This window comes from Paenibacillus sp. IHB B 3084, from assembly GCF_001447315.1.
Taxonomy (GTDB): Bacteria; Bacillota; Bacilli; order Paenibacillales; family Paenibacillaceae; genus Paenibacillus.
The window spans coordinates 179305-201241 of the sequence record NZ_CP013203.1 but is presented as its reverse complement, the minus strand read 5'-3'; the positions used below and the strand labels follow the sequence as shown (position 1 = coordinate 201241).

Below are 21937 nucleotides of genomic sequence, written 5' to 3'. Positions count from 1 at the left end.
TGTGAAAGTATAACATATTGATTCATATGACTCTTTTAAGATATAAAAATACAACTAAAGTCGTGATTTGATAGCTCGAGTGGGTAGTTTGTAACAAATTGACAGTCTAATAGGCGGATGCTACAGTTACGATAGCCATATTTCTATAGAAAATAGGCTGTTTGTGTGAGCTTTACTGTATATATTAAGGATCGGGAGGGATGACAGATGATCCTGACCGTGCTTTCGGGACGACAGGAAACAGAGTGGTTTGACATCGAGGTGGCTGATGAATACTTGGTGGATCATTTGAAGCTGATGCTGGGTGTGCGTATTTTTGGTGAGCCTCCTGCGGAAGGAATGCAATATATTATGGAAGCAAAATTCCCGGAGGGTCTTTGGTTCAGAGTGGATGACGACCAACTGCTGATAGGAGCGGGTCTGCGGGAAGGCTGTACGGTGCGTATTCAGCGCGCTTTTTCGACAACCCGGGACGAAGCTCCTGTATATGGACGTCGTTCGCTGTTTCAAAGTGAAAAAAATGGGTAAATACACACATGAAATTATATGAAACCTTGGTAAAATGAAATAGTAAGCGAAAAGGGGGACTTTTGTCTTGAATGTATTATACCAGCGCTCCCCGAGATTAAGACCGGCGCTCCGAGAGGAGAAGCTGGAGATTTTACGGCCTCCGGCTGAGCCGAGCAAGCCGTCTTTTTCCATTATATCTATACTTATTCCGTTAATGATGACGTTGGTAACGATTGGTTTTTACGTATATATGAGCAAAACAGGCAAGATGGGCAACAGTAACTATCTGATGTTTCAGATGGTTACTGTGGTCATGATGCTTACATCCTATACCATTCCTTTTTTCGTATATTTGAACAATAAGAAGGAATACAAGCGCAAGCTGGAAGAACGTGACCGGATGTACCGGGAACAGCTTCAGAAGCATCGGGAAGAGCTTGAATTGAAACGCGAAGAGCAAATTCGCACGCTGTATGAAATTCACGGTGACCCGCAAATTTGTGCTCAAATCGTCAAAAACCGTAACAGCTCTCTCTGGGAGCGTTCGCCGGAGGACGAGGATTTTTTGCAAGTGCGTATTGGAACCGGACAAGTTCCGTTTCATATCAAGCTGCAAATCCCGCGTCCGGACGGCTATGACCGAGACCCATTGTTAGGGGCTGCAGATGAACTTGGGGAAGAGTTTCGTCTGGTGGACGCTGCGTCCATTGCATTACCGCTGTTCCAATCCAAGGTGGTTGGGCTGGTTGGAGAGCGAGAGCACACTCTGGCAGCATTAAGAGTGATTCTGGCACAGGTGGCTGTTCGTCACTCGCCGGATGAAGTGAAAATAGCTTCCTTTTATGATGAGCGGGAAGAAAATGAATGGAATTGGATGCGTTGGCTTCCGCATGTGTGGGACGATGACAGAACCGGACGGATGATGTCAGACCGCAGCAGCAGTGCCCATCAATTGGCCGACTTTCTGTTTGCCAGATTGAACCGCCGTAAAAACAACCGCAACGAACGTAATGGAAAAGGGATGGAAATCCCGTGTTATGTGGTTGTTTTATCAGATAGCCAGCTAATTGAGGAAGAACCGCTGCTTCCGTTGCTGTTGGAGGACGGACGGGCAATTGATGCGTGTACCATCGTGCTGGCTTCCCGTAAGGAAGCTTTGCCGATGCAGTGTCAGCTAATCGTGGAGGCTTCCAGGGACCAAGGCGTATATGCTCGCAAATCCGAGTCACCGGAGGTTGAACAGCAAAGCTTTAAACCGGATCGTCTGTCGAGAGAGGAAGCAGATGCATTGGCACGATATATGGCTCCTATTCGCTTGAAGCGTTCCTCGGCTTCGGATATTCCCTCTATGCTGCCTCTGTTCGATATGATGAGCGTAGCGGGTGTGGAAGAACTGGACGTGACAGAGCGTTGGCGTCGTAATCGTCATCCTGATACCTTGCCTGTGCCTATGGGAGTGCGGGCAGGCGGCAAGAAGATCATGATTAATCTGCATGATAAAATCGAGCGCCAGGGACACGGTCCCCACGGCTTGATCGCAGGTACGACAGGTTCGGGGAAAAGTGAGGTTATTCAGTCTATCGTAGCCTCCCTTGCTGCTGAGTTTCACCCGCATGATCTTGCATTTATGCTGATTGACTACAAGGGCGGCGGCATGTCCAATACGTTCGTTAATTTGCCTCATGTAGTAGGCACGATTACGAATTTGGATAATAACCTGATCGAACGCGCCAAAATTTCATTAAAAGCAGAACTGGTTCGCCGACAAAAAATATTAAACGATGCAGGCAATTTGCAGCATATTGATGAATATTACAGATTGCTTCGGCAGCGGCACGCACAACCGCTGCCTCATCTGGTTATTATTATTGATGAATTTGCACAATTAAAACGGGATCAGCCTGAGTTCATGGATGAGCTGATCAGTATTGCCGCCATTGGGCGGACATTGGGTGTCCATCTGATTTTGGCGACTCAAAAGCCTGCTGGCGTGGTGGACGATAAAATCTGGAGTAACTCCAGATTCCGTATCTGCTTACGGGTGCAGAGCGAAGGCGACAGCCGTGATATGTTGAAAATACCGAATGCCGCGTGGATCACGAAGCCGGGACGAGGGTATTTTCAGGTCGGTAGTGATGAGGTTTTTGAAGAGATGCAGTTTGCCTGGAGCGGTGCGCCGTATGTAGGCAACAGCGATATTTCTTCCGCACTTCCTGTGCACGAGGTTAGACTGAACGGCAAGCGTGAAGCGCTGCTGACTGGCGGCGAACGGGCAAGCTCAGGCTTAAAAGGAGAAGAAGCTCCCAAACAGCTCCAGATAATCATTGATTATATTGCAGAAGAAGCTGCCAAGGCAGGGATCGAACGGCTTCAGGGGCCGTGGCTTCCACCGCTGCCTGAATTGCTGGATTTGACTAATTTGTCTCCATGCGCCGAAACGGGCAGTCCAACATCGCCTCAAGAGCTGAAGGCGGTCATGGGCTTGGTTGATGATTTGCCGAACCAGCGACAGGAGCCGATTTATGCATCACTGGATCATGGTCATTGGGCAGTGTACGGTATGCCGGGCATGGGTAAAACGACCTTTTTGCAGACAATGCTGATGTCGATGGCTCAACGCTTTCATGCCAACCGTTGGAACGGTTATATCATTGATATGGGTCGAACGATGCGTGACTTTGGGGAACTCCCCCAGATCGGTGCTGTTATGATGGCAGAGGAGGACGACCGGATCAAGCGGTTGTTCCGTTATCTGTTCAAGCTGGTGGCTGTACGCAAGGACATGATCTCCGAAGCTGGTGTCAAAACGATAAGCTCTTATCGACATTCTGCTGTTGAGGATGTGCCGCAAATTATCGTAGTCATTGACGGCTACCTTAATTTCCGTAATGCTTATCCAGATGAAAATGAGCTGCTGGAATCTCTTTTGCGTGAAGGTGGCAGTCTCGGCATTACATTTATCATTACAGCGAATCGGATTACTGATGTGTTTGAGAAGTTCCGCAGTAATATTCCGAACGCCGTTTCTTTTGAAATGTCTGACCCGAGTGATTATTATTATGCGGTAGGACGACCAGCCAAAACACCAGGGCCTCTAATCCCGGGCCGGGCTTTGGTTAAAGGGCATATCCCGCCGCTGGAGTTCCAGGCGGCGTTGCCTTCACCCGGAGAAGATGAAACGGAACGTTCAGCACGGTTGCGCCGCAATATCGCGGGCATCGTACAGGAATGGAAGGGCAAAAACGCCCCAGCCATTCTTCCGTTGCCCGAGCGAATCCCGTTGACGGAACTGCTTCAGCAGTGGGACGGGACGAGTGGGCCTTCGGGCGCGCTTCCTTATGAGGTGCCTGTAGGGCTACAGAGCGACGATCTGGAGCCTTTCTTACTGAATCTCAAGGAAGGTCCTAATTTTATCGTGGGCAGTCCTATGGAGGGAGGGAAAACCTCTTTCCTCATGAGCTGGATCATTTCGCTGGCTTATTACACATCGCCGAGTCAATTGGAAGTCTATACGGTTGATACCCGCTATGGAGGCGGGGGATTATCCCGATTGCGACATCTTCCTCATGTCAAGGCTGCTGCTGAAAGCGAGGAAGAGCTTGGACCTTTGGTACAGCAAATGTATGATATCGTTCAACAGAGGAACAAGGACGGAAATGATCCCGAATTGCTGCTGGTCATTGATGATGCGGATATGCTAAGCAAGCAATTGAACGATTTTACGATAAAGGATCAGCTTTCTGCCATTGTGCGGTTGGGACGTGATCGCAATGTGCATGTCGTGCTGTCGGGCGTGCCATCTGATTTCCCAACCTTTGGCGTGGACTGGTTTAATGATGTTAAGGCAAGTCAAAGCGGCATGCTTTTCGGAACACTGGATTCGAATGATTTATCGTTCTTTCGTATCCCCTATTCAGAAGCGAATGCCGCCGCTGGTGGCCTAAAAGTCCTGCCCCCTGGGCAGGGATACTACGTACGACGCAAATTTACCAGGGTAAAAGCGGCAATTCCCTTCTCAGAGCAAGTGAGCTGTGAGGATTGGATAACGAAAATTCGTGACCGATGGCATGTTGTAGTTTGAAGGGAGGTGGCTCATAATGTTAACGTTTCAAGCTTCCAAGCAGAAGTTAATAACCCTCAAGTCGAAGGAACTGTTTTTCCTGGCAGGCGTGTTGGGTTCTGACAGGCTGCTTGGAGTGGAAGATCCGTTTAAGGGCTATCTGGCAGAAGAGTTGGCGGAAGAGTGGGAGCAGGTAAAAGCCTCTCTTCTGGAAAAGGGTTATCTAAAGCGAGTAGATGAGGGTACTGAGTTGGCAATGCCCCCTACCGTTTTTTCGAGGGTTGCTATCGCGGGATTATCTAACCGGGCTTGCCGCATACGCTATGCGCGGGGCGGCAAGCAGTTCGAAGGTTACCTCCATTGCACGAACGAGCGTGTCGTGGAGCTAGTAAAATCCGTTGATGAACCCGATGAGTACCGCCTGTATGATCTGGGTAATGTGGAGAAGGCTTGCGAGACATTGATTGATAAAATGGGCTGGGTAGATCGGCTCGTGCCTGAATCTCCCGCACTTATGTTCTCCAAGCAGGCATTTAATGAAATTTACAAGCAATCTGCAGGAGACAGTGTTTCTCAGCTTAACAGCAAACTGACCGAGGCGAGCGGAGATGCAGAAGGTTCTGCGAGACTTGCCCAGTCATTGAGTTCCCGTATAGCCGAAGGAGAACTGCAATTACTGGTCTGGAACGGCAGGGAGTGGGAATCACAGCGGGTTGCCTTTGTCCTGTGTCCAACGATGAACTGGATATTTCGTATGAGCTCTAATGGCAACGGAGATTGGCTTATTGCAGCCATGGCATCAAGAGATCAGTTTGTGGATTTATTATTGAATTGGTTGAGACAGTCGGCAGTGACAGAAGAAGTGACAGAAGAAGGGTGATGGATATGCGCATTCGAGTTGAACCGGATGTGCTTCGGGGGCTTAGCGGGCAGCTACAGCATGCGGCGGAGCAAATTCAACAGTTAACAGTAGGGTTGGAGCAGGCGTTACAATCGCTTGATTGGGATGTATCTGCGCGTGAGTCGGTCTTGAATCATTGGATGCAGGCCAAACGGATGTCGGAGCAGATTCATGCTTATCTCCATACATCAGGTACACAACTGAATCGAAAGGCAGAACAGTTTCAGTCTGTTGACCACAACTATCATACGATTCTGTCATTTGCCAGCCAACCATTAGGACGGCCAGTCACGATGCTGGATTGGTCGAATCAGCAGTCACCGTCTATTTTGCCCGGGCAACCTTCGGAAGGAAGCGGTCCGATTTCGGACCCGCTGTCTGTCGTGCATGCCATTGCTGGTGTACAGTCGTCGGATGCAGGTACACTGAATCAGGATATTTTGAAGCAGGCAACTTCCAGCAACCCTCAGGAATGGTACTTTGCTGACCCGGCTATAGTTAGGGATCAGCCTGTCGCTTAGTAGATTCCCGGGACTCTCATGTTTAGATGTGAGGTTCCTATACATTCAGTTCATAGAATCCTGATTCCTTGGGACTTATTGGGTGCTTATTCTATTGGTATTATGCTGTTAGGTGCTGTTTTATAGTCAAAAAGTGGGGTTAATACAATTAGGACCTTCGCCTTTTGTAGGAAATTAAATAAACATAGTACAATTTGAACCAGTTAAACAAAACATTTAGTTATCATCAAGGAGGATTCATAATATGGCAGGACGTATTTTAATTACCCCGGAACAGGTCGATCAGGTAGCTAACCAATTTAAACAAAGCGGTGAACAAAGCCAGCAGATCGTTTCCAGCTTGACACAATCCATCTCAGGTATGGAAGGTCAATGGGAAGGTATGACCAAACAACGCTTCTTTCAAGAGTTTCAGGAAGCCAGCAAACAAATGCAAGCTTTCGTAACGACTTTGAACAGCATCAGCCAGGAACTGACGGCTATCGCTAACAAATTCCGTACTGTTGACCAAACGAAGTAAGATGCGTGATAAGCATCACCTTATAATATACCACTCTATGAAGAAGCAATATGGTTGAACCATTTCTTATGGTCTGTACATTGGTATAGTGGTTATCAGGAAAAACCGGGCGATCTTCGGACACCCGGTTTTCTTGCCATCCATAGATTGATATAATAGGGTGAGGAAACTAGCATACTGAACGATGTAAGGAGAGGGATGTTCCATGTCTTTTCAACCGAATCCGGGAGACGAATTGATCATAAACGGCACAGCCTATGTGATTGGGCGACATCCTGTTGCACCCGGTTTGGCTTATGCTCAAGCAGGGCGGCAGGGGATCGTATACCAGCTGAATGCCAAAAGCGGAGCGCCGCATGAGGCTAAAGCCCTTAAAGTGTTTTTTCCAAAGTTCCGTATCCCGGCTATGGTTTATCAATCTGAGCATATGGAAGCGTACGGGGATATTCCCGGTTTGCAGGTATGCAAGCGTGATGTGCTCACTCCAGAAAGAAACGGAAGTCTGATCGCCGAGCAGCCTGATTTGTTGTATGCAGTGCTGATGCCATGGATTCATGGGACGACATGGTTCGATTGTCTCACAGCTCAGCAGCAGCTTGAGGCTTCCGATTGTCTGGCTTTGGCCCGGGCGCTGGCAGGGATCGGTTCAGCTATGGAGCAAAAAGGACTAGCGCACTGTGATTTATCTGCGCCGAATGTCATGCTTCCGTTTTTTTCTGAAGTGGAACTGCCTGAAGGCACATCAGCTGTAGAATTGGTCGATGTGGAACAAATGTACAGTACCAAAATGGATCGTCCGGATGCTCTACTGGCGGGTTCGCCGGGGTATGCTGCGCACCGTACCGTTCACAGCGGATTATGGAGCGCGTATGCGGATCGTTTTGCAGGGGCCATTATTATCGGCGAAATGCTGGGATGGTCAGACCGTGTGGTGGTCGATAAAGCGTGGGGCGAAAGTTATTTTGACCAGCATGAAATGCAGACGCCTTGCGAACGTTATTATATTTTACGCAAGTCGCTGGAAGCCCGTTGGGGAAGCAAAGTGGTGGAGCTGTTTAGCCGTGCCTGGGATAGTCAGGATCTGAGCAGTTGCCCTACCTTTGGTGAATGGCTGGTTGTACTCAATGCACTTACCGAGCAAGAGATTCCTGTTGAAGTAAAGACGGTGGAACCCGAGGCGACAGAGGCAGCAGCATTAGCTACTGGCGAGTCCGGGGAAGCTGTACCCTCCTTGGTTGCACCGCTCCAAGCGGAACAAGCTGCGATACTGAGCCAGGCGGTCAAGGAGCAAGGAGAGCGTGGGGTGACGGACAAGCTGTTCCGGCAGGCGCGTGAACTGGAGAAGCAAAACAAGCCTGCCGCGGCCCTGGAGGTATATCGGTCGTTGTATCATTTTGTAGAAGACGGCAGCCCTCTGCATGTGGAGGTATCGGCTGCCATTATGGGGCTAGAGGAGCAGTTGAATCCCAAGCCGCCTGAGCAGCCGGAAAAATCAGCAGCCTGGTACCGCTCCAAAAAGTTCATTGTGACAACGGCGGCGGCTGTCGTTCTGCTGGCTGTTGGCATCCCAGCCGTGAATATTCTGGCGGATCAGTCCAATCAGCGGCAAATCGAGGCAGCCAAGCAGGAAGAAGCCGCAAAGGCGGCGGAAGCGAAGCTGGCTGCCGAGCAGGAGGCTTCTCAAAAGGCACTGACGGAGAAGCAACGGCAGGAAGCTGGGCAGCAGGCCAAACAACAGGCTCTTGCTGCCCAAAAGCAGCAGGAAGAGCAGAAAAAACAACAGACCCTTGTAGCTCAGCAGGTCAAATATGAAGCCTACCTTGCTCAAAAGGAACAAAACAAGCAGGCGGCCGCCAAGCTGGCAAAGCAGAAAGCGTATGATCAGCAGGCGAAGTACGAAACATATTTGGCTTGGAAGAAGAACCAGGCTGCCCGCGCAGCGCAGGAAGAGGCAGCACGTAAGGCGGCGGCAGAGACGGAGCAAAAGCAAAAAGCATCAATTCATGCAAGTAACAAACAGAATGTTCTCCAGCTTATTTCCCTGTATAACAAGGCTTATGCCTCTCAGGAGGGCGGAAGCACGGCGAAGGCGAAGGGTTTTGCCAATCGTTTTAGAGCATTGTACGAAAGTAATTCTTCCTATTATCGTTCGGTAGGCGAAGTCGGGTATCGGGCTTCCTCTATCTATAACTTTTTAAGCGATACGAATTTTAGACTGCCTAAAATTTAATTTTTTTATATTTTCATATTTTCATATCTTGAATGAAGTGGCACAAGATGATAAAAGGTAACTGAGGGGAGCGTGTGCAAACGATGAATTATACCATACAGGCTTCTCAGCGTACCCCCGCCCTGATCATTTACCTGATTGACATTAGCGCGTCAATGAACATGCTCATGGAGGGGCGGCGGCGAATTGATGTGGTCTATGAAGCCATATCACTGGCGATCCGGCAGATGGTTTTCCGTTCGACTAAAGGGAATCGGCTGACTGCACGCTACCGGATTGCGATTTTGGCCTATAGTGACGACGTATATGATCTGCTCAACGGTGTGAAGGGGATTGATGAAATTGCGGCGATTGGCTCGTTGCCCGATTTGACACCCAAACGGTTTTCAGATTCGGCAAAAGCTTTCTTGCAAGCCGAACGTATTTTACAGGCGGAGCTGCCGGGGATGCAGGATTGTCCTGCTCCTTTGGTTTGTCATATGACAGATGGTGTTTCCACAGGTGATGATCCGGAACCGATTGCGAAGCGTATTATGAGCATGAGTGTACCGGACGGCAATGTACTGGTGGAAAATATATTTTTATCGGACAGACTTTTGGAAACGCCTATTCAGGACCCCCGCCGCTGGAAAGGTCTTACGCATAATACGCCGTTACAGGATGAACATGCTGTGAAATTGCGTAATATGTCTTCTGTACTTCCTGAAAGCTATCGGGAAATGCTGTTTGAGGCAGATTATCAGCTAGGTGAGGGAGCAGTTATGATGCTGCCCGGAACCTGTCCGGAACTGGTGTCCATCGGTTTTCAAATGTCGGCCGCAACGCCTGTACGGTAAGGAGGTAAACGCATGAATCCACTGCTGTCTCTGCTCCCCACGAGCAAAAGGAAGGGAATGAATGCACGGCTGGCGCAGCATTTTTCCTACATAAGCTCTCAGACGGGCGATCAGCCACTATCGACGCATCATAGCCGCTTTATGTGCCGTTATGGTTACGGAAGATCTGCTGAATCTGCCAGTATGGGTGAAAGCGGACAGGATTTCGCCGCAGTGCGTATTCATAAATCCGTCTGTTGTTTTGTTCTGTGTGATGGTGTCGGGCTTAGTTACCAGGGAGATTTTGCAGCCCGCTATTTGGGTTCCTCTTTGCTGGATTGGATGGAACAGGGGCAGGATCTGTCTGCCGATAAACTGGGGCTGTACCTCGAACGCTTGGCGGGTACAGCTGTGGAGGAACTGGATCGGCAGCCTTTACACCATGAATCGGGCTTGATGCGTTCGGTGCTGGAGGATAAACGTCGTCAGGGAAGCCAGTCGATGTATATTTGCGGTAAAATCGAGCTACCGAAGCGCGGCACCCGCGGGCGTCTCAGACTTGCCTGGCAAGGAGATTCACGATTGCGGCTATGGAACGGTTCGGAGGAGATCAGCCAATTATTTGATCATACCTTCTCTACATCGGAACGTTGGTCCACAAGCCGTGGGCCGATTGGAGGTAAGCCTCATTGGTACGAAAGAAGCATACCCGCAGATATGTCGATGAGATTACAGGTATACAGTGACGGGTTATCCGATTTGGACCCTATTCGTGAGCCTGTCCCTGATGAGCAGATACAGGTTTTGCTGGACGCCTCCCATACCGGAGGGCTTGATGATGATGCTGCATTTATAGAATTGCAGTGGTAAACGGAATAAGGAAAGGACGTATGCATCCATACTGATGGCTGCATAACGTCCTTTTTTAATGAATACATAGAAAGAAGCTAACGGTCAACAAGAAAGCAGAAGAAAAGATGCGATAATGGGTGTATAATTGGTCCTTTTCTCGATTATCGCAACGGAATAGCAAAAAATGCGCAAAAATGGTGATTATAAAGTATACCTTTTTGGGTAATCTTGTGATTATACAGGATACTGAAAAGGAGCGATACATATGAACTATACATTAGCAGGAGGCGCACGCTTTGAAGGCAAAACGGCTCTGATCACGGGGGCTGGTTCTGGTATTGGCAAGGCAACGGCTATTCAAATGGCCAGAGAGGGAGCGAATGTTGCACTTTTTGATGTCAGTAATGAACGGATTGTAGAGACGGAGAGAGAGATTAATGCTATACGTGAAGGTGCCGCTCGGGCTTTTGACGTGGATATTGCCGATCCGGTGCGTGTGGAAAAAGCCGTTTTGGAAGCGGTTGAACTGTTTGGCGGGCTGCATATCATTTTTGCCAATGCGGGGATTAACGGGGTGGTCGGACCGATTGAGGATTTGAGCATTGAGGATTGGCGGCAGACGCTGTCTACGAATCTGGATGGTACTTTCCTGACGGTGAAGTATACCGTACCGCATTTGAAAAAAAACGGTGGCGGCAGCATTATCATTACTAGCTCCATTAATGGAAATCAGCGCTTTACCAGCTTTGGAATGTCAGCCTACAGTACGTCCAAGGCAGGTCAAACCGGTTTTGCTAAAATGGCTGCGTTGGAGCTGGCCAATTTCCGTATTCGTGTCAATGTCATCTATCCTGGAGCGATTTCGACGAATATTGACGAAACTACGGAGAAATCGGAAAGGTTAAAGCAGATTACTATCCCTGTCCAGTTTCCCGAAGGAGGGCAGCCGTTGGCTAATGGGCCCGGTCAACCCGAGCAGGTAGCTGATTTGGTGACATTCTTGGCTTCCGATCATTCGCGCCACATTACCGGTGCACAAATTGTGATTGATGGGGCGGAATCCTTATTGTTTTAGCACTAAAGAATTCTCTGTGAGGGAAAAATGTTTTGTGGTATCCTGAGTGTAACGTCCTGGTTAAGGTGCGAATGTGAAGCTCACATAAAAACCCCGGGTCCTTCGCACCTCGAAATTTGTCGAAAAGGATTAGAATCCACTTTCTATAATAGAAGTCAAGGGTGTATTCAAGCTTTTTTAGCATCGTTTTTTGCGAAAATGTATGGAATTGATATCAATAAGGTATGAATTACTGCATTTTCGCTGTCGCACTCTATATGAGTGCGTGGATTGAAATCCTAAGTCATGGACTAAAAAGCGTTTAAGAGAGGCGTCGCACTCTATATGAGTGCGTGGATTGAAATTTTAGAGAAGGTCCAATTATTCCACAGCGTGAACAAGTCGCACTCTATATGAGTGCGTGGATTGAAATCATTACGATAAGCCTTCCATGTTAAGCCAGAATCAAAGTCGCACTCTATATGAGTGCGTGGATTGAAATAATAACGGCAGCCATACCGAATATCCCCCGGTTAGGTCGCACTCTATATGAGTGCGTGGATTGAAATTGTACAGGTTGAGAGAGATACGAGCGATGATGTATGCGTCGCACTCTATATGAGTGCGTGGATTGAAATCGGTAAAACGTTATATTCGGTAATTTTAGTTTTCGCATGTCGCACTCTATATGAGTGCGTGGATTGAAATATCGTCCCGGCTGGGGCATCCAAGGTCTTTTGCGTAGGTCGCACTCTATATGAGTGCGTGGATTGAAATCGGTATAAGGATATCCCTAAAATGGTGGACGAGCTTAAAGTCGCACTCTATATGAGTGCGTGGATTGAAATGTATTCGTCATCTAAGGACTCCACGTACCGTGTATGGGTCGCACTCTATATGAGTGCGTGGATTGAAATCGTTTCAAGCAGCTCCATCGGAACGTCTTGACCGATGTCGCACTCTATATGAGTGCGTGGATTGAAATTCTATCGGTCGAAAGAAATGGGAAGCTACCGAGGAACGTCGCACTCTATATGAGTGCGTGGATTGAAATCTCAAGGCGATGGTGGTTCCACTGGGGTTGACAGTCGCACTCTATATGAGTGCGTTGATTGAAATATGACGAATATCATGTCGACCATAGAGCAGCTCAGTCGCACTCTATATGAGTGTGTGGATTGAAATCGTGGAGGGTGTAAGCGATTAGGCAGTTGCATTTAATTTGGGTATACGCCAAGAATCCTCAGAGGGAAGCCTCTGGGGATTTTTAAATGCTTGATTCAGCTTAACTATTGAATTTTTCTTTTAATTTATTTTTTTGGAGGGAAAGGAAAATAAATGTCGAAAAAGTAAAAGTAAATATATCTTTGTTCCTTTTTTATCAATATATTGGTAAATAGGTACTGGTTCAGAAGAACCGTTAAGTAGAGTGTATAGCCGACATTGAACAAAAGTATGGGCATATTCAGACGAACACCCCAACCATTGAATAAGGAGATTAAAACATGCAATATATTGCCCACATACGGGAAAGTGACCAAGAGATTCAGACGGTAGCAGATCACCTGTTGGAAACTCAACAGCTAGCAGAATCTTATGGAGACAAAATAGGTATCCGACATATTACCGGACTCGCTGGTATGCTGCATGATTTGGGCAAATACACAGAAAAGTTTCAAGATTACATACGTTTGGCGGTGCAAAATCCTGACAATCCACCGAAACGAGGAAGCGTAGATCATTCTACCGCTGGGGGAAAGTTATTATACAATCTTTTTCACATTCAACCTCAAGGGACATTTGATAAGCAGGATTTCATGAACAAAGCTTTATTATCCGAAGTTGTAGGGAATGCGATTATTTCACACCATGCATATCTGCAGGATTTTTTAGACCCCGACCTGGAATCAAAATTTCTGGATCGGGTGCGTGATCGAGAGCTGGAAGGATTTGATCATGCAGTCGGCCTTTTTTATGAGCAGGTGATGGGAAAATCCACATTTTACCATTATGTGAATCAAGCAGGGGCCGAGTTGGCTCATTATATGAAACGGGATCATAATCCAGACGTTGAACTCAAAATGATGTTCTTATCCAAGTTTGTTTTTAGCGCTTTGATTGATGCGGATCGCACGAATACCCGTTGTTTTGAAGAAATTAATATTAAAGGCGAAAAGAATGACAATGAACCGATGAATCGTCAACAGCTATTTCAAACGTATTACGAAAGATTAATGGAGCGTATTAACGCTCTGCAATCAGGAGAGGCTGCCGACACAACCATTAATTTGCTTAGAAAACAAATGTCCGAGCAATGTGAGCAATTTGCAGACAAGCCTTCCGGGATACATACACTCTCCATACCCACTGGGGGTGGAAAAACGCTGGCAAGTTTGCGTTATGCCCTGAAACATGCAGTTACATTTGAAAAAAAGCATATCATCTACGTCGTTCCATTCACGACGATTATTGAACAAAACGCTCAGGAGGTTCGCAAAATTATACGGGATGACGCTAACATTCTGGAGCATCACTCGAATGTGGTCATGAACGAGGTAGAAGATATAGATCGGCAGGAGCATGAGCTTGAAGATGTTGTTGTGAATACACATCAAAAATTAAAGCTGGCTAAGGATAATTGGGATTCGCCCATCATTTTCACGACCATGGTGCAATTTTTAAATGTACTTTACGCAGATGGCAGCAGAAATGTCCGCAGACTTCACAATTTGAGTGAGTCTGTCATCATTTTTGATGAGGTCCAAAAAGTCCCCACTCACTGCATTTCATTGTTTAATCAAGCGCTGAATTTTTTGAAAACGTATGCCAGTTCAAGTATTGTTCTTTGCACTGCTACCCAACCGGAATTGGATTTTGTACATAACAAGCTGGACATCGAGCCGGATGCAGAAATAGTGCATGATCTCGATCATGTCATAGAGAAGTTTAAGCGGGTTGAAATTGTTGACAAGGCGACGAACGGCACTGTAAATACGGAAAAGCTTGCCGATTTTGTTGAGCAAAAGCTCGCTGATGAGCCAAGCGTACTCGTTATTCTCAATACAAAAGCGGTGGTCAAAAATTTATATCTTCGACTAACAGAAGGAAACAGTGCAATCCCGGTTTACCACCTAAGTACTTCCATGTGTCCGGCTCATCGCAATCGCATATTGGAGAAAGTAAAACAACATTTAAATGATAAGGAACCTGTCGTTTGTATCAGCACACAGCTCATCGAGGCAGGAGTGGATATTAGCTTTACCTGTGTCATTCGATCCTTGGCTGGTCTGGATTCGATTGCACAAGCGGCAGGCCGATGTAATCGCCACGGAAGAGATGAAACAAAGCAGGTGTATGTCATTGATCATGAAGAAGAGAATCTCAAGCGGCTCAAAGAAATTAAAATCGGCAAAGAAATTACCAGAAAAATGCTCATTGACTTAAAACGTGACAAAACCTGCTACGGTGGTAACGTATTATCCGCACAGGCTATGGAAATATATTTCCAAAAATATTATACCGAGCTGGCAACCGACTTGAACTATTTTATACCTAAGCTAAGAAAAAACATGACTGAGCTATTAACTGTTAGTCGCAGTGAAAATACGTACTATCGCTCTTATTACGATGAAAAGGGCACGATTCTTCCTTTATTTTTAGCGAATAGCTATAAGACCGCAGCAGAATACTTTCAGGTCATTAAAGATCATACAACAGCAGTTATCGTTCCATATGGAGATGGAGAGAAGGAAGGAAAAAAGATTATCGCTGATCTCAACGGACAGCAAAGCATAGAGGATCTCAGTAGTCTGCTGCGCAAAGCACAGCAATTCACCATTAATATATTGCACCATGAGAAAGAAGAACTGGATCACAATAAGGCGCTGATTCCTTATTTGGATGGAAAGATATGGGCTTTGACTGAGGGGGCCTATGATGATTTATTTGGGCTGAATCCTCACAATGATAGTTTGCATGATGGCTTTATTCTCTAAGAATGCCTTTATGGGAGATAAAGAGCCTATATGTTGCATTGACTGACCATGCCAAAAGTAATATTCTGGTACTATGTTTAGATAAAAAGACCTAGAAAGGAGGAAGCTGCCAGTTGAGAAACGCAATCGAATTTAGAGTTTATGGAGATTATGCCCTGTTCACTGACCCGCTAACCAAGCTGGGTGGTGAGAAACTAACCTACAGTGTCCCTACCTATCAGGCATTAAAAGGGGTCGTAGAAAGTATTTATTGGAAGCCTACCATTACGATGGTTGTTGACAAGGTTCGTGTACTAAAGCCTATTCGAATGGAATCGAAGGGGATTCGGCCCATGGAATATAGCGGCGGTAATACGCTTGCTAATTATACCTATCTCAAAGACCCTTGCTATGAGGTTCAGGCTCATTTTATTTTTAATCCGCATCGTCCCGAGATGGAATATGATCGTAATGAGAATAAGCATCACAATATACTCAAACGCTCATTGCTGGCGGGTGGACGCAGAGATATTTTCCTGGGCACACGGGAATGCCAAGCTTATGTAGAGCCATGTGTTTTTGGTGAATCCCCCGGTTTCTATGATAATTATGGAGACATTCATTTGGGAAACATGGTGCATGGGATTAACTATCCCGATGAGACAGGCAGGAATCAGTTGGAGGTGCGCTTGTGGAAGCCCGTGATGAAGAACGGGGTCATTGAATTTATTTCACCGGAGAAATGCCCACAAGTTCGTATCATAGGCGAAATGCATTCCAAACAATTTGGTGAAAATAACGTTCAATCCGCAGATGAGCTGCTTGCAGAGTGGGAGGGGTGGGGCATGAAATGAGCTGGCTGCTAAATCTATATGAAACGTATGAATCCAACATTAAATGTGTCGGTGTGACGGAGAATAAATACAATGATCGCGAATACACGCTGCTGCCCATCTCTCATACAACTCAAAATGCACAAATTGAAGTGGAGATTACAGAGCAAGGCGATTTTCATTCAGCCCGAGTGCTGGACAAAGACGAATTTAGTACATTAATTCCTTGCACGGAGAAGTCAGCCAGTCGGGCTGGTTCTGTGGTAGCACCTTATCCACTGCATGATAAATTAAGTTATGTTGCTGGAGATTTTGTCACCTATGGTGGAAAGATCAAAAAAGAAGAGCCTTTTGCTGCTTATATTCAGCAGTTAGAAGGGTGGGCTAATTCAGAATATGCGACTCCTAAGCTGAAAAGCATCTATCGTTACTTGAGCAAGCGTCGACTGATTAAAGACTTGTCAGACCAGTCTGTTTTATACCTTGATGAGAATCAAAAACTGATAAGCAAATGGGACAAGAAGTATGAGCATTTAGCTGCGGAAAAACCACGTATATTTACGGCAGTTCCCGGTGAACTGGAGAGCGTATTTATCCGTTTTAATGTGTATTCACCAAATCAAGCGTTAACTAAAGTTTGGCAGGATAAAGAGCTATTTGATTCATTTGTTGATTATTACAGTAAATTGCTGGGCGAAGAAGACATTTGTTATGTAACCGGGGAGAAACTCCCGAGCACGGATAAACATGCGAATAAAATTAGAAATTCTGGAGATAAAGCAAAGCTGATTTCGGCAAATGACACGAGCGGTTTCACGTTCAGAGGACGTTTTGCTCACAGTCATGAAGCAGCAAGCATCAGCTACGAGGTATCGCAAAAAGCTCATAATGCTTTAAAGTGGCTGATTCATCGTCAAGGGAAAATCATGGAGAATCGTGTCTTTCTCGTCTGGGGGAATGATGCCCCGGATGTGCCGAGCCTTACGGACAATGACAACATCTTTGCAATGGATTTTGGTTCTGAATCATCGCAGCCGATAGCCATCAAAGGTCATACTAACGAGGAGTTTGCTTTTGATCTGGCCAAAGCACTATCGGGTTATCGTAATAAACTGGCTATCAAATCGGCGTCCAAAGCAAACGTCAATATTCTTGTGCTTGACTCAGCGACAACGGGACGCATGGCTGTTCTATATTATCGGAATTTGGATAAAAAATTGTATTTTGACAAGCTGATAGACTGGCATTCTACATGCGCCTGGCTGCACCGTTATCAGAAGGACGAGCAAGGTGAGTTGCTACAATTTTGGGGAGCGCCGGCGACGAAGGACATTGCTTTTGCGGCCTACGGTCCGAAGGCGAATGACAAGCTCGTTAAAGGTCTTATGGAACGAATGCTTCCATGTATCGTAGATGGTCGAAAAATTCCGCAGGATATTGTAAGGAGTGCTACTCACCGTGCCTCTAATCCGGTAGCTATGGATAAATGGGAATGGGAGAAGACACTGAGTATAGCATGTGCATTGATTAACCAACGGGAGGGATACAATGTGGCATTAGATAAAGAAAATATGGATCGCAGTTATTTATTTGGCAGACTGTTGGCGATAGCTGATGTGATGGAACGAAGCGCATTAGACAAGGATGAGAAGCGATCCACTAATGCAATTCGATATATGAGTGCTTTCTCACAACATCCAGAAAGAACCTGGAGGACCATACAGAATGCCTTGCAGCCACATCAGGCCAGACTTGGCAAACGCTTAAACTATTATTCCAATATGATTGATGAAGTAGCCTCAAAAATACCCATGGATGAATTTAATAACAAACCGCTAACCGGCAAGTATTTGCTCGGCTTGTATAGTCAACGCTATGAAATCTATCATAACACGGATAAAAAGAATCATGAGGGCAATAACACAGGGAATGACGACGACCAAGACAGCGACATCGCAAATGTGAAAAATTAATACTGATCATAAGAAATGTTAAAAATATAGAGTTTACATTCAAAGGAGAATAATAACATGACTATTTTAGATCATAAAATTGATTTTGCAGTTGTATTGTCTGTCACGAAAGCAAATCCCAATGGTGATCCTCTGAATGGTAATCGTCCCCGGCAAAATTACGATGGCTATGGCGAGATTTCTGATGTGGCGCTGAAACGGAAAATAAGAAATCGTCTGCAAGATATGGGAGAGTCTATTTTTGTTCAATCTAATGATCGGAAATTGGATTCTTTTAGTAGTTTAAGAGAACGTGCAGATGCAAATCCTGAGTTGGAAAAATTCTTTAAGGGCAAGGAAGGTTCCAGCGATGAATTTGCCAGAATCGCCTGCCGGGAATGGATGGATGTTCGTAGCTTCGGTCAAGTTTTTGCATTCAAAGCGGCTAGTAAAGGCGCAGGAGTATCCGTCGGGGTAAGAGGTCCTGTATCTATACATACGGCTACCAGTGTTGATCCCATTGATATTACAAGTATGCAAATCACTAAAAGTGTAAACTCCGAACCGGGGAAAGAAAGAGGTTCCGATACGATGGGGATGAAGCATCGGGTGGATTTTGGTGTGTACGTATTTAAGGGAAGTATCAATACGCAACTAGCTGAAAAAACAGGGTTTACCTATGAGGATGCAGAGAAAATTCGGGAAGCCTTAAAAACACTGTTCGAAAATGACGTATCATCCGCTCGTCCTGACGGTAGTATGGAAGTCCATAAAGTATATTGGTGGGAGCATCATTCCAAACTTGGACAATACTCATCCGCTAAAGTGCACCGTTCTTTAAAGGTGAAATTGAAAGAAAATACAGACGAACTCAACAGATCTTTTGATGATCATTATGAATGCATACTCACACCACTTGAAGGCTTAGTGCCCCGTGAATATCCAGAACTATAACGAAGAGGATTATTTGCTGCTATCCGGTATTCAGCATTTTAATTTCTGTAGAAGACAATGGGCGCTTATTCATATCGAGCAGCAATGGGAAGAAAACGTGCGGACGATCGAGGGGGATCATTTACACCGAAAAGCGGATCAGCCGATGATTCGTGAGAAAAGAGGCGATAAACTCATCGTACGCGCGTTGCCTATACATTCCAGAGAACTTGGGATTACCGGAATCTGTGACGTCGTAGAGTTTGTACGGGATGCTCATGGGGTTCCGCTGGCAGGGGAGGAAGGTATGTACCTTCCTTTTCCTGTTGAATACAAGCGTGGCAAGCCCAAACGAAATGATTCAGATCATTCCCAGTTAGTCGCACAAGTGATGTGTCTTGAAGAAATGCTTGTGTGTGATATTGCAAAAGGATACTTTTATTACGATGAGATCAAACATCGGGTAGAGGTCATCATCACTACTGCTGACCGTGAACGGGTGCGAGCAAGTATTCAGGAAATGCGGCATTATTTTGAGCGCAATCACACCCCAAAAGCCAAAGCGGGGCCACATTGCCAAAGCTGCTCGCTTCAACATATCTGTGTGCCGGAAATTTTAAATAAAAGATCTGTTTCCAGTTTCATTGAAAGCAGGATAGCTGAATGAAAAAATTACTGAATACGTTGTTTGTCACCTTGCCGGATACGTACTTGTCACTAGATGGGGAAAATATTGTGATTAAACAAGAAGAGGCCATTCTTGCACGCTACCCTTTGCATAACCTGGAAGCTGTATGTACTTTTGGCTATGCAGGGGTAAGTCCGGGTCTGATGGGTGCTTGTGCAGCACGCAATATAGATTTAACCTTTATGACGCGAACTGGACGTTTCTTGGCACGTGTGATCGGAGAAAGTCGTGGAAATGTGGTACTCCGAAAAGAACAGTATCGGATTTCCGATGATGACCAAAGAAGTGCTCTTGTAGCCAGAAATATGATTATAGGCAAGATATATAATAATAAATGGATTTTGGAGCGAGCGACAAGGGACTATCCCCTACGTATTGACGCTGATCGAATGAAAAAGGTGACTGCTTCTTTAGCAGGGGCCATGCAGCAAGTCCGTGAAGTGGAGGACTTGGACATTTTGCGTGGTTTGGAGGGTGCGGCGGCTGTACAGTACAATTCGGTTTTTGATGAACTGATTTTGCAGCAAAAGAAGGATTTTTACTTCCATGGACGCAATAAACGCCCGCCGTTGGATAATGTCAATGCTTTATTATCTTTTGCCTACACACTTCTGTCCAACGATATGAAATCTGCACTGGAAGCTGTCGGCTTGGATGCTTATGTAGGTTTTCTGCATAGAGATCGTCCGGGGCGAGCTTCATTGGCACTGGATGTTATGGAAGAACTTCGTGGAGTATATGCAGACCGTTTTGTCCTTACATTGATTAACAAAAAGTTGATTCATGGCAAAGGATTTTACAGGAAAGAAAATGGCGCTGTGATTATGGACGATGACACGAGAAAAATAGTATTGAAGGCATGGCAGGAACGCAAACAGGAAAAGATTATTCATCCTTATTTGAATGAGAAAATGTCTTGGGGGCTTGTGCCCCATTCACAGGCTTTGCTCTTGGCTAGATATATTCGAGGAGATTTGGACGAGTACCCTCCATTTTTGTGGAAGTAGGTGTGATCTTGTTAATCCTAATTACTTATGATGTAAGTACAGTAGACAGGGAAGGCAGAAAAAGATTGGCCAAGGTTGCAAAAAAGGTGTGTAGATCACGGACAAAGGGTGCAAAATTCCGTGTTTGAGTGCATTTTGGATTCGACCCAGTTTCGCCGTTTGAAGTATGAATTAGAAGAATTGATCGATAAAAAAGAAGACAGCCTGCGTTTCTACAATTTAGGAGATAACTATAAAAAGAAAGTAGAGCATATGGGGGCAAAAGAATCTTACGATATGGAAAGCCCGCTGATTCTGTAAGGTGCGAATGTGAAGCTCACATAAAAACCTCGGATCCTTCGCACCTCGAAATTTGTCGAAAAGGATTAGAATCCACTTTCTATAATAGAAGTCAAGGGTAGATTCAAACTTTTTTAGCATCGTTTTCTGCGAGAATGTATGGAATTGATACCATTAGCGTATCAATTTCTGAATTTTCGCTGTCGCACTCTGTATGGAGTGCGTGGATTGAAATCAACATTTAATGCCATTATGGAAACCCTCATACAGGTCGCACTCTGTATGGAGTGCGTGGATTGAAATAAAGAAATTGAAGGACATACGCCGGAAAAGGATGATTTGTCGCACTCTGTATGGAGTGCGTGGATTGAAATCCCTTGTTTTCGGGACTCTTTGTTATTTGGGAGGTTTGGTCGCACTCTGTATGGAGTGCGTGGATTGAAATGTTCCAGTCTTAATATTCGCCTGCGCCTGTTGTAAGGTCGCACTCTGTATGGAGTGCGTGGATTGAAATCGATTAAGGATCGTATAAGCGGTACGGAACGACTACGTCGCACTCTGTATGGAGTGCGTGGATTGAAATGATAGTACCGGCCGCTTACTGAATGTGAAACATCGTCGCACTCTGTATGGAGTGCGTGGATTGAAATCATACCGAGGCGAAGCCGCTGACGGCCGTGACGTAGTCGCACTCTGTATGGAGTGCGTGGATTGAAATCAAAATGTGGTTATATCATTGCTTTAAGAATTTAGTGTCGCACTCTGTATGGAGTGCGACCTTTCTATCACACACTGCGTCCATTTTAAA

15 protein-coding genes, 1 pseudogene and 2 CRISPR repeat arrays are annotated in these 21937 nt (G+C 45.9%); all 16 genes and pseudogenes read left to right on the top strand.

Annotated features, from left to right (window positions below; genetic code table 11):
- Positions 1-207 precede the first annotated feature (207 nt).
- The 16 genes and pseudogenes from ASL14_RS00885 (at position 208) to cas2 (ending at position 21150) form a co-directional block, all read left to right on the top strand.
- A complete protein-coding gene (locus tag ASL14_RS00885; protein WP_134910005.1) occupies positions 208-528 on the top strand; it encodes a hypothetical protein in 321 nt (106 codons plus the stop codon).
- Positions 529-595: 67 nt separating this feature from the next.
- Positions 596-4591 (top strand): type VII secretion protein EssC, encoded by a 3996-nt coding sequence (gene essC / locus ASL14_RS00880; RefSeq protein WP_134910003.1) that lies wholly within the window; start codon positions 596-598, stop codon positions 4589-4591.
- Positions 4592-4607: 16 nt separating this feature from the next.
- On the top strand, positions 4608-5450 hold the full coding sequence (locus ASL14_RS00875) for a hypothetical protein (RefSeq protein ID WP_134910001.1): 843 nt from the start codon (positions 4608-4610) through the stop codon (positions 5448-5450).
- A 5-nt stretch (positions 5451-5455) separates the two neighbouring features.
- Positions 5456-5992, top strand: coding sequence for a WXG100 family type VII secretion target (locus ASL14_RS00870; protein ID WP_134909999.1), 537 nt, complete (start codon positions 5456-5458; stop codon positions 5990-5992).
- 244 nt (positions 5993-6236) lie between these two features.
- Positions 6237-6512, top strand: coding sequence for a WXG100 family type VII secretion target (locus ASL14_RS00865; protein ID WP_013309990.1), 276 nt, complete (start codon positions 6237-6239; stop codon positions 6510-6512).
- Between the two features lie 205 nt (positions 6513-6717).
- Positions 6718-8742: a serine/threonine-protein kinase gene (locus ASL14_RS00860; protein WP_134909997.1), complete on the top strand. Its 2025-nt coding sequence runs from the start codon at positions 6718-6720 to the stop codon at positions 8740-8742.
- Between the two features lie 83 nt (positions 8743-8825).
- Entirely contained in the window at positions 8826-9578 is a 753-nt protein-coding gene (locus tag ASL14_RS00855) for a vWA domain-containing protein (RefSeq protein ID WP_025685035.1), read from the top strand.
- A 12-nt stretch (positions 9579-9590) separates the two neighbouring features.
- Positions 9591-10427 carry a hypothetical protein gene (locus ASL14_RS00850; RefSeq protein ID WP_134909995.1) on the top strand — a complete coding sequence of 279 codons (837 nt, stop codon included), beginning with the start codon at positions 9591-9593 and terminating at the stop codon, positions 10425-10427.
- A 247-nt stretch (positions 10428-10674) separates the two neighbouring features.
- Positions 10675-11484 (top strand): SDR family oxidoreductase, encoded by an 810-nt coding sequence (locus ASL14_RS00845; RefSeq protein ID WP_134909994.1) that lies wholly within the window; start codon positions 10675-10677, stop codon positions 11482-11484.
- A 245-nt stretch (positions 11485-11729) separates the two neighbouring features.
- A CRISPR array of direct repeats spans positions 11730-12648; the repeat unit is 32 nt; unit sequence GTCGCACTCTATATGAGTGCGTGGATTGAAAT.
- A 320-nt stretch (positions 12649-12968) separates the two neighbouring features.
- Positions 12969-15458, top strand: coding sequence for a CRISPR-associated helicase Cas3' (gene cas3, locus ASL14_RS00840; RefSeq protein ID WP_134909992.1), 2490 nt, complete (start codon positions 12969-12971; stop codon positions 15456-15458).
- A gap of 113 nt (positions 15459-15571) precedes the next feature.
- Positions 15572-16291 carry a type I-C CRISPR-associated protein Cas5c gene (cas5c, locus tag ASL14_RS00835; protein WP_134909990.1) on the top strand — a complete coding sequence of 240 codons (720 nt, stop codon included), beginning with the start codon at positions 15572-15574 and terminating at the stop codon, positions 16289-16291.
- Positions 16288-18243, top strand: a complete 1956-nt coding sequence (cas8c, locus tag ASL14_RS00830; protein ID WP_134909988.1) for a type I-C CRISPR-associated protein Cas8c/Csd1 — start codon at positions 16288-16290, stop codon at positions 18241-18243. The genes cas5c and cas8c overlap by 4 nt, the downstream gene beginning before the upstream one ends.
- 57 nt (positions 18244-18300) lie before the next feature.
- Positions 18301-19176: a type I-C CRISPR-associated protein Cas7/Csd2 gene (gene cas7c / locus ASL14_RS00825; protein WP_134909986.1), complete on the top strand. Its 876-nt coding sequence runs from the start codon at positions 18301-18303 to the stop codon at positions 19174-19176.
- Positions 19163-19822: a CRISPR-associated protein Cas4 gene (gene cas4, locus ASL14_RS00820; RefSeq protein WP_134914326.1), complete on the top strand. Its 660-nt coding sequence runs from the start codon at positions 19163-19165 to the stop codon at positions 19820-19822. Before cas7c ends, cas4 begins: the two co-directional genes overlap by 14 nt.
- Complete coding sequence (cas1c, locus tag ASL14_RS00815; RefSeq protein WP_134909984.1) at positions 19819-20850, top strand: type I-C CRISPR-associated endonuclease Cas1c; 1032 nt, start codon at positions 19819-19821, stop codon at positions 20848-20850. The genes cas4 and cas1c overlap by 4 nt, the downstream gene beginning before the upstream one ends.
- 8 nt (positions 20851-20858) lie before the next feature.
- Positions 20859-21150 (top strand): annotated as a pseudogene (gene cas2 / locus ASL14_RS00810) (CRISPR-associated endonuclease Cas2).
- Between the two features lie 181 nt (positions 21151-21331).
- Positions 21332-21847: a CRISPR direct-repeat array (repeat unit 33 nt; unit sequence GTCGCACTCTGTATGGAGTGCGTGGATTGAAAT).
- Positions 21848-21937: the final 90 nt, after the last annotated feature.

What these genes read in the sequence shown, in the direction of transcription:
- ASL14_RS00885 (WP_134910005.1), top strand. Translation starts at nt 208, where the DNA reads ATGATCCTGACCGTGCTTTCGGGACGACAGGAAACAGAGTGGTTTGAC.
- ASL14_RS00875 (WP_134910001.1), top strand. Translation starts at nt 4,608, where the DNA reads ATGTTAACGTTTCAAGCTTCCAAGCAGAAGTTAATAACCCTCAAGTCG.
- ASL14_RS00870 (WP_134909999.1), top strand. Translation starts at nt 5,456, where the DNA reads ATGCGCATTCGAGTTGAACCGGATGTGCTTCGGGGGCTTAGCGGGCAG.
- ASL14_RS00865 (WP_013309990.1), top strand. Translation starts at nt 6,237, where the DNA reads ATGGCAGGACGTATTTTAATTACCCCGGAACAGGTCGATCAGGTAGCT.
- ASL14_RS00860 (WP_134909997.1), top strand. Translation starts at nt 6,718, where the DNA reads ATGTCTTTTCAACCGAATCCGGGAGACGAATTGATCATAAACGGCACA.
- ASL14_RS00855 (WP_025685035.1), top strand. Translation starts at nt 8,826, where the DNA reads ATGAATTATACCATACAGGCTTCTCAGCGTACCCCCGCCCTGATCATT.
- ASL14_RS00850 (WP_134909995.1), top strand. Translation starts at nt 9,591, where the DNA reads ATGAATCCACTGCTGTCTCTGCTCCCCACGAGCAAAAGGAAGGGAATG.
- ASL14_RS00845 (WP_134909994.1), top strand. Translation starts at nt 10,675, where the DNA reads ATGAACTATACATTAGCAGGAGGCGCACGCTTTGAAGGCAAAACGGCT.
- cas3 (WP_134909992.1), top strand. Translation starts at nt 12,969, where the DNA reads ATGCAATATATTGCCCACATACGGGAAAGTGACCAAGAGATTCAGACG.
- cas8c (WP_134909988.1), top strand. Translation starts at nt 16,288, where the DNA reads ATGAGCTGGCTGCTAAATCTATATGAAACGTATGAATCCAACATTAAA.
- cas7c (WP_134909986.1), top strand. Translation starts at nt 18,301, where the DNA reads ATGACTATTTTAGATCATAAAATTGATTTTGCAGTTGTATTGTCTGTC.
- cas1c (WP_134909984.1), top strand. Translation starts at nt 19,819, where the DNA reads ATGAAAAAATTACTGAATACGTTGTTTGTCACCTTGCCGGATACGTAC.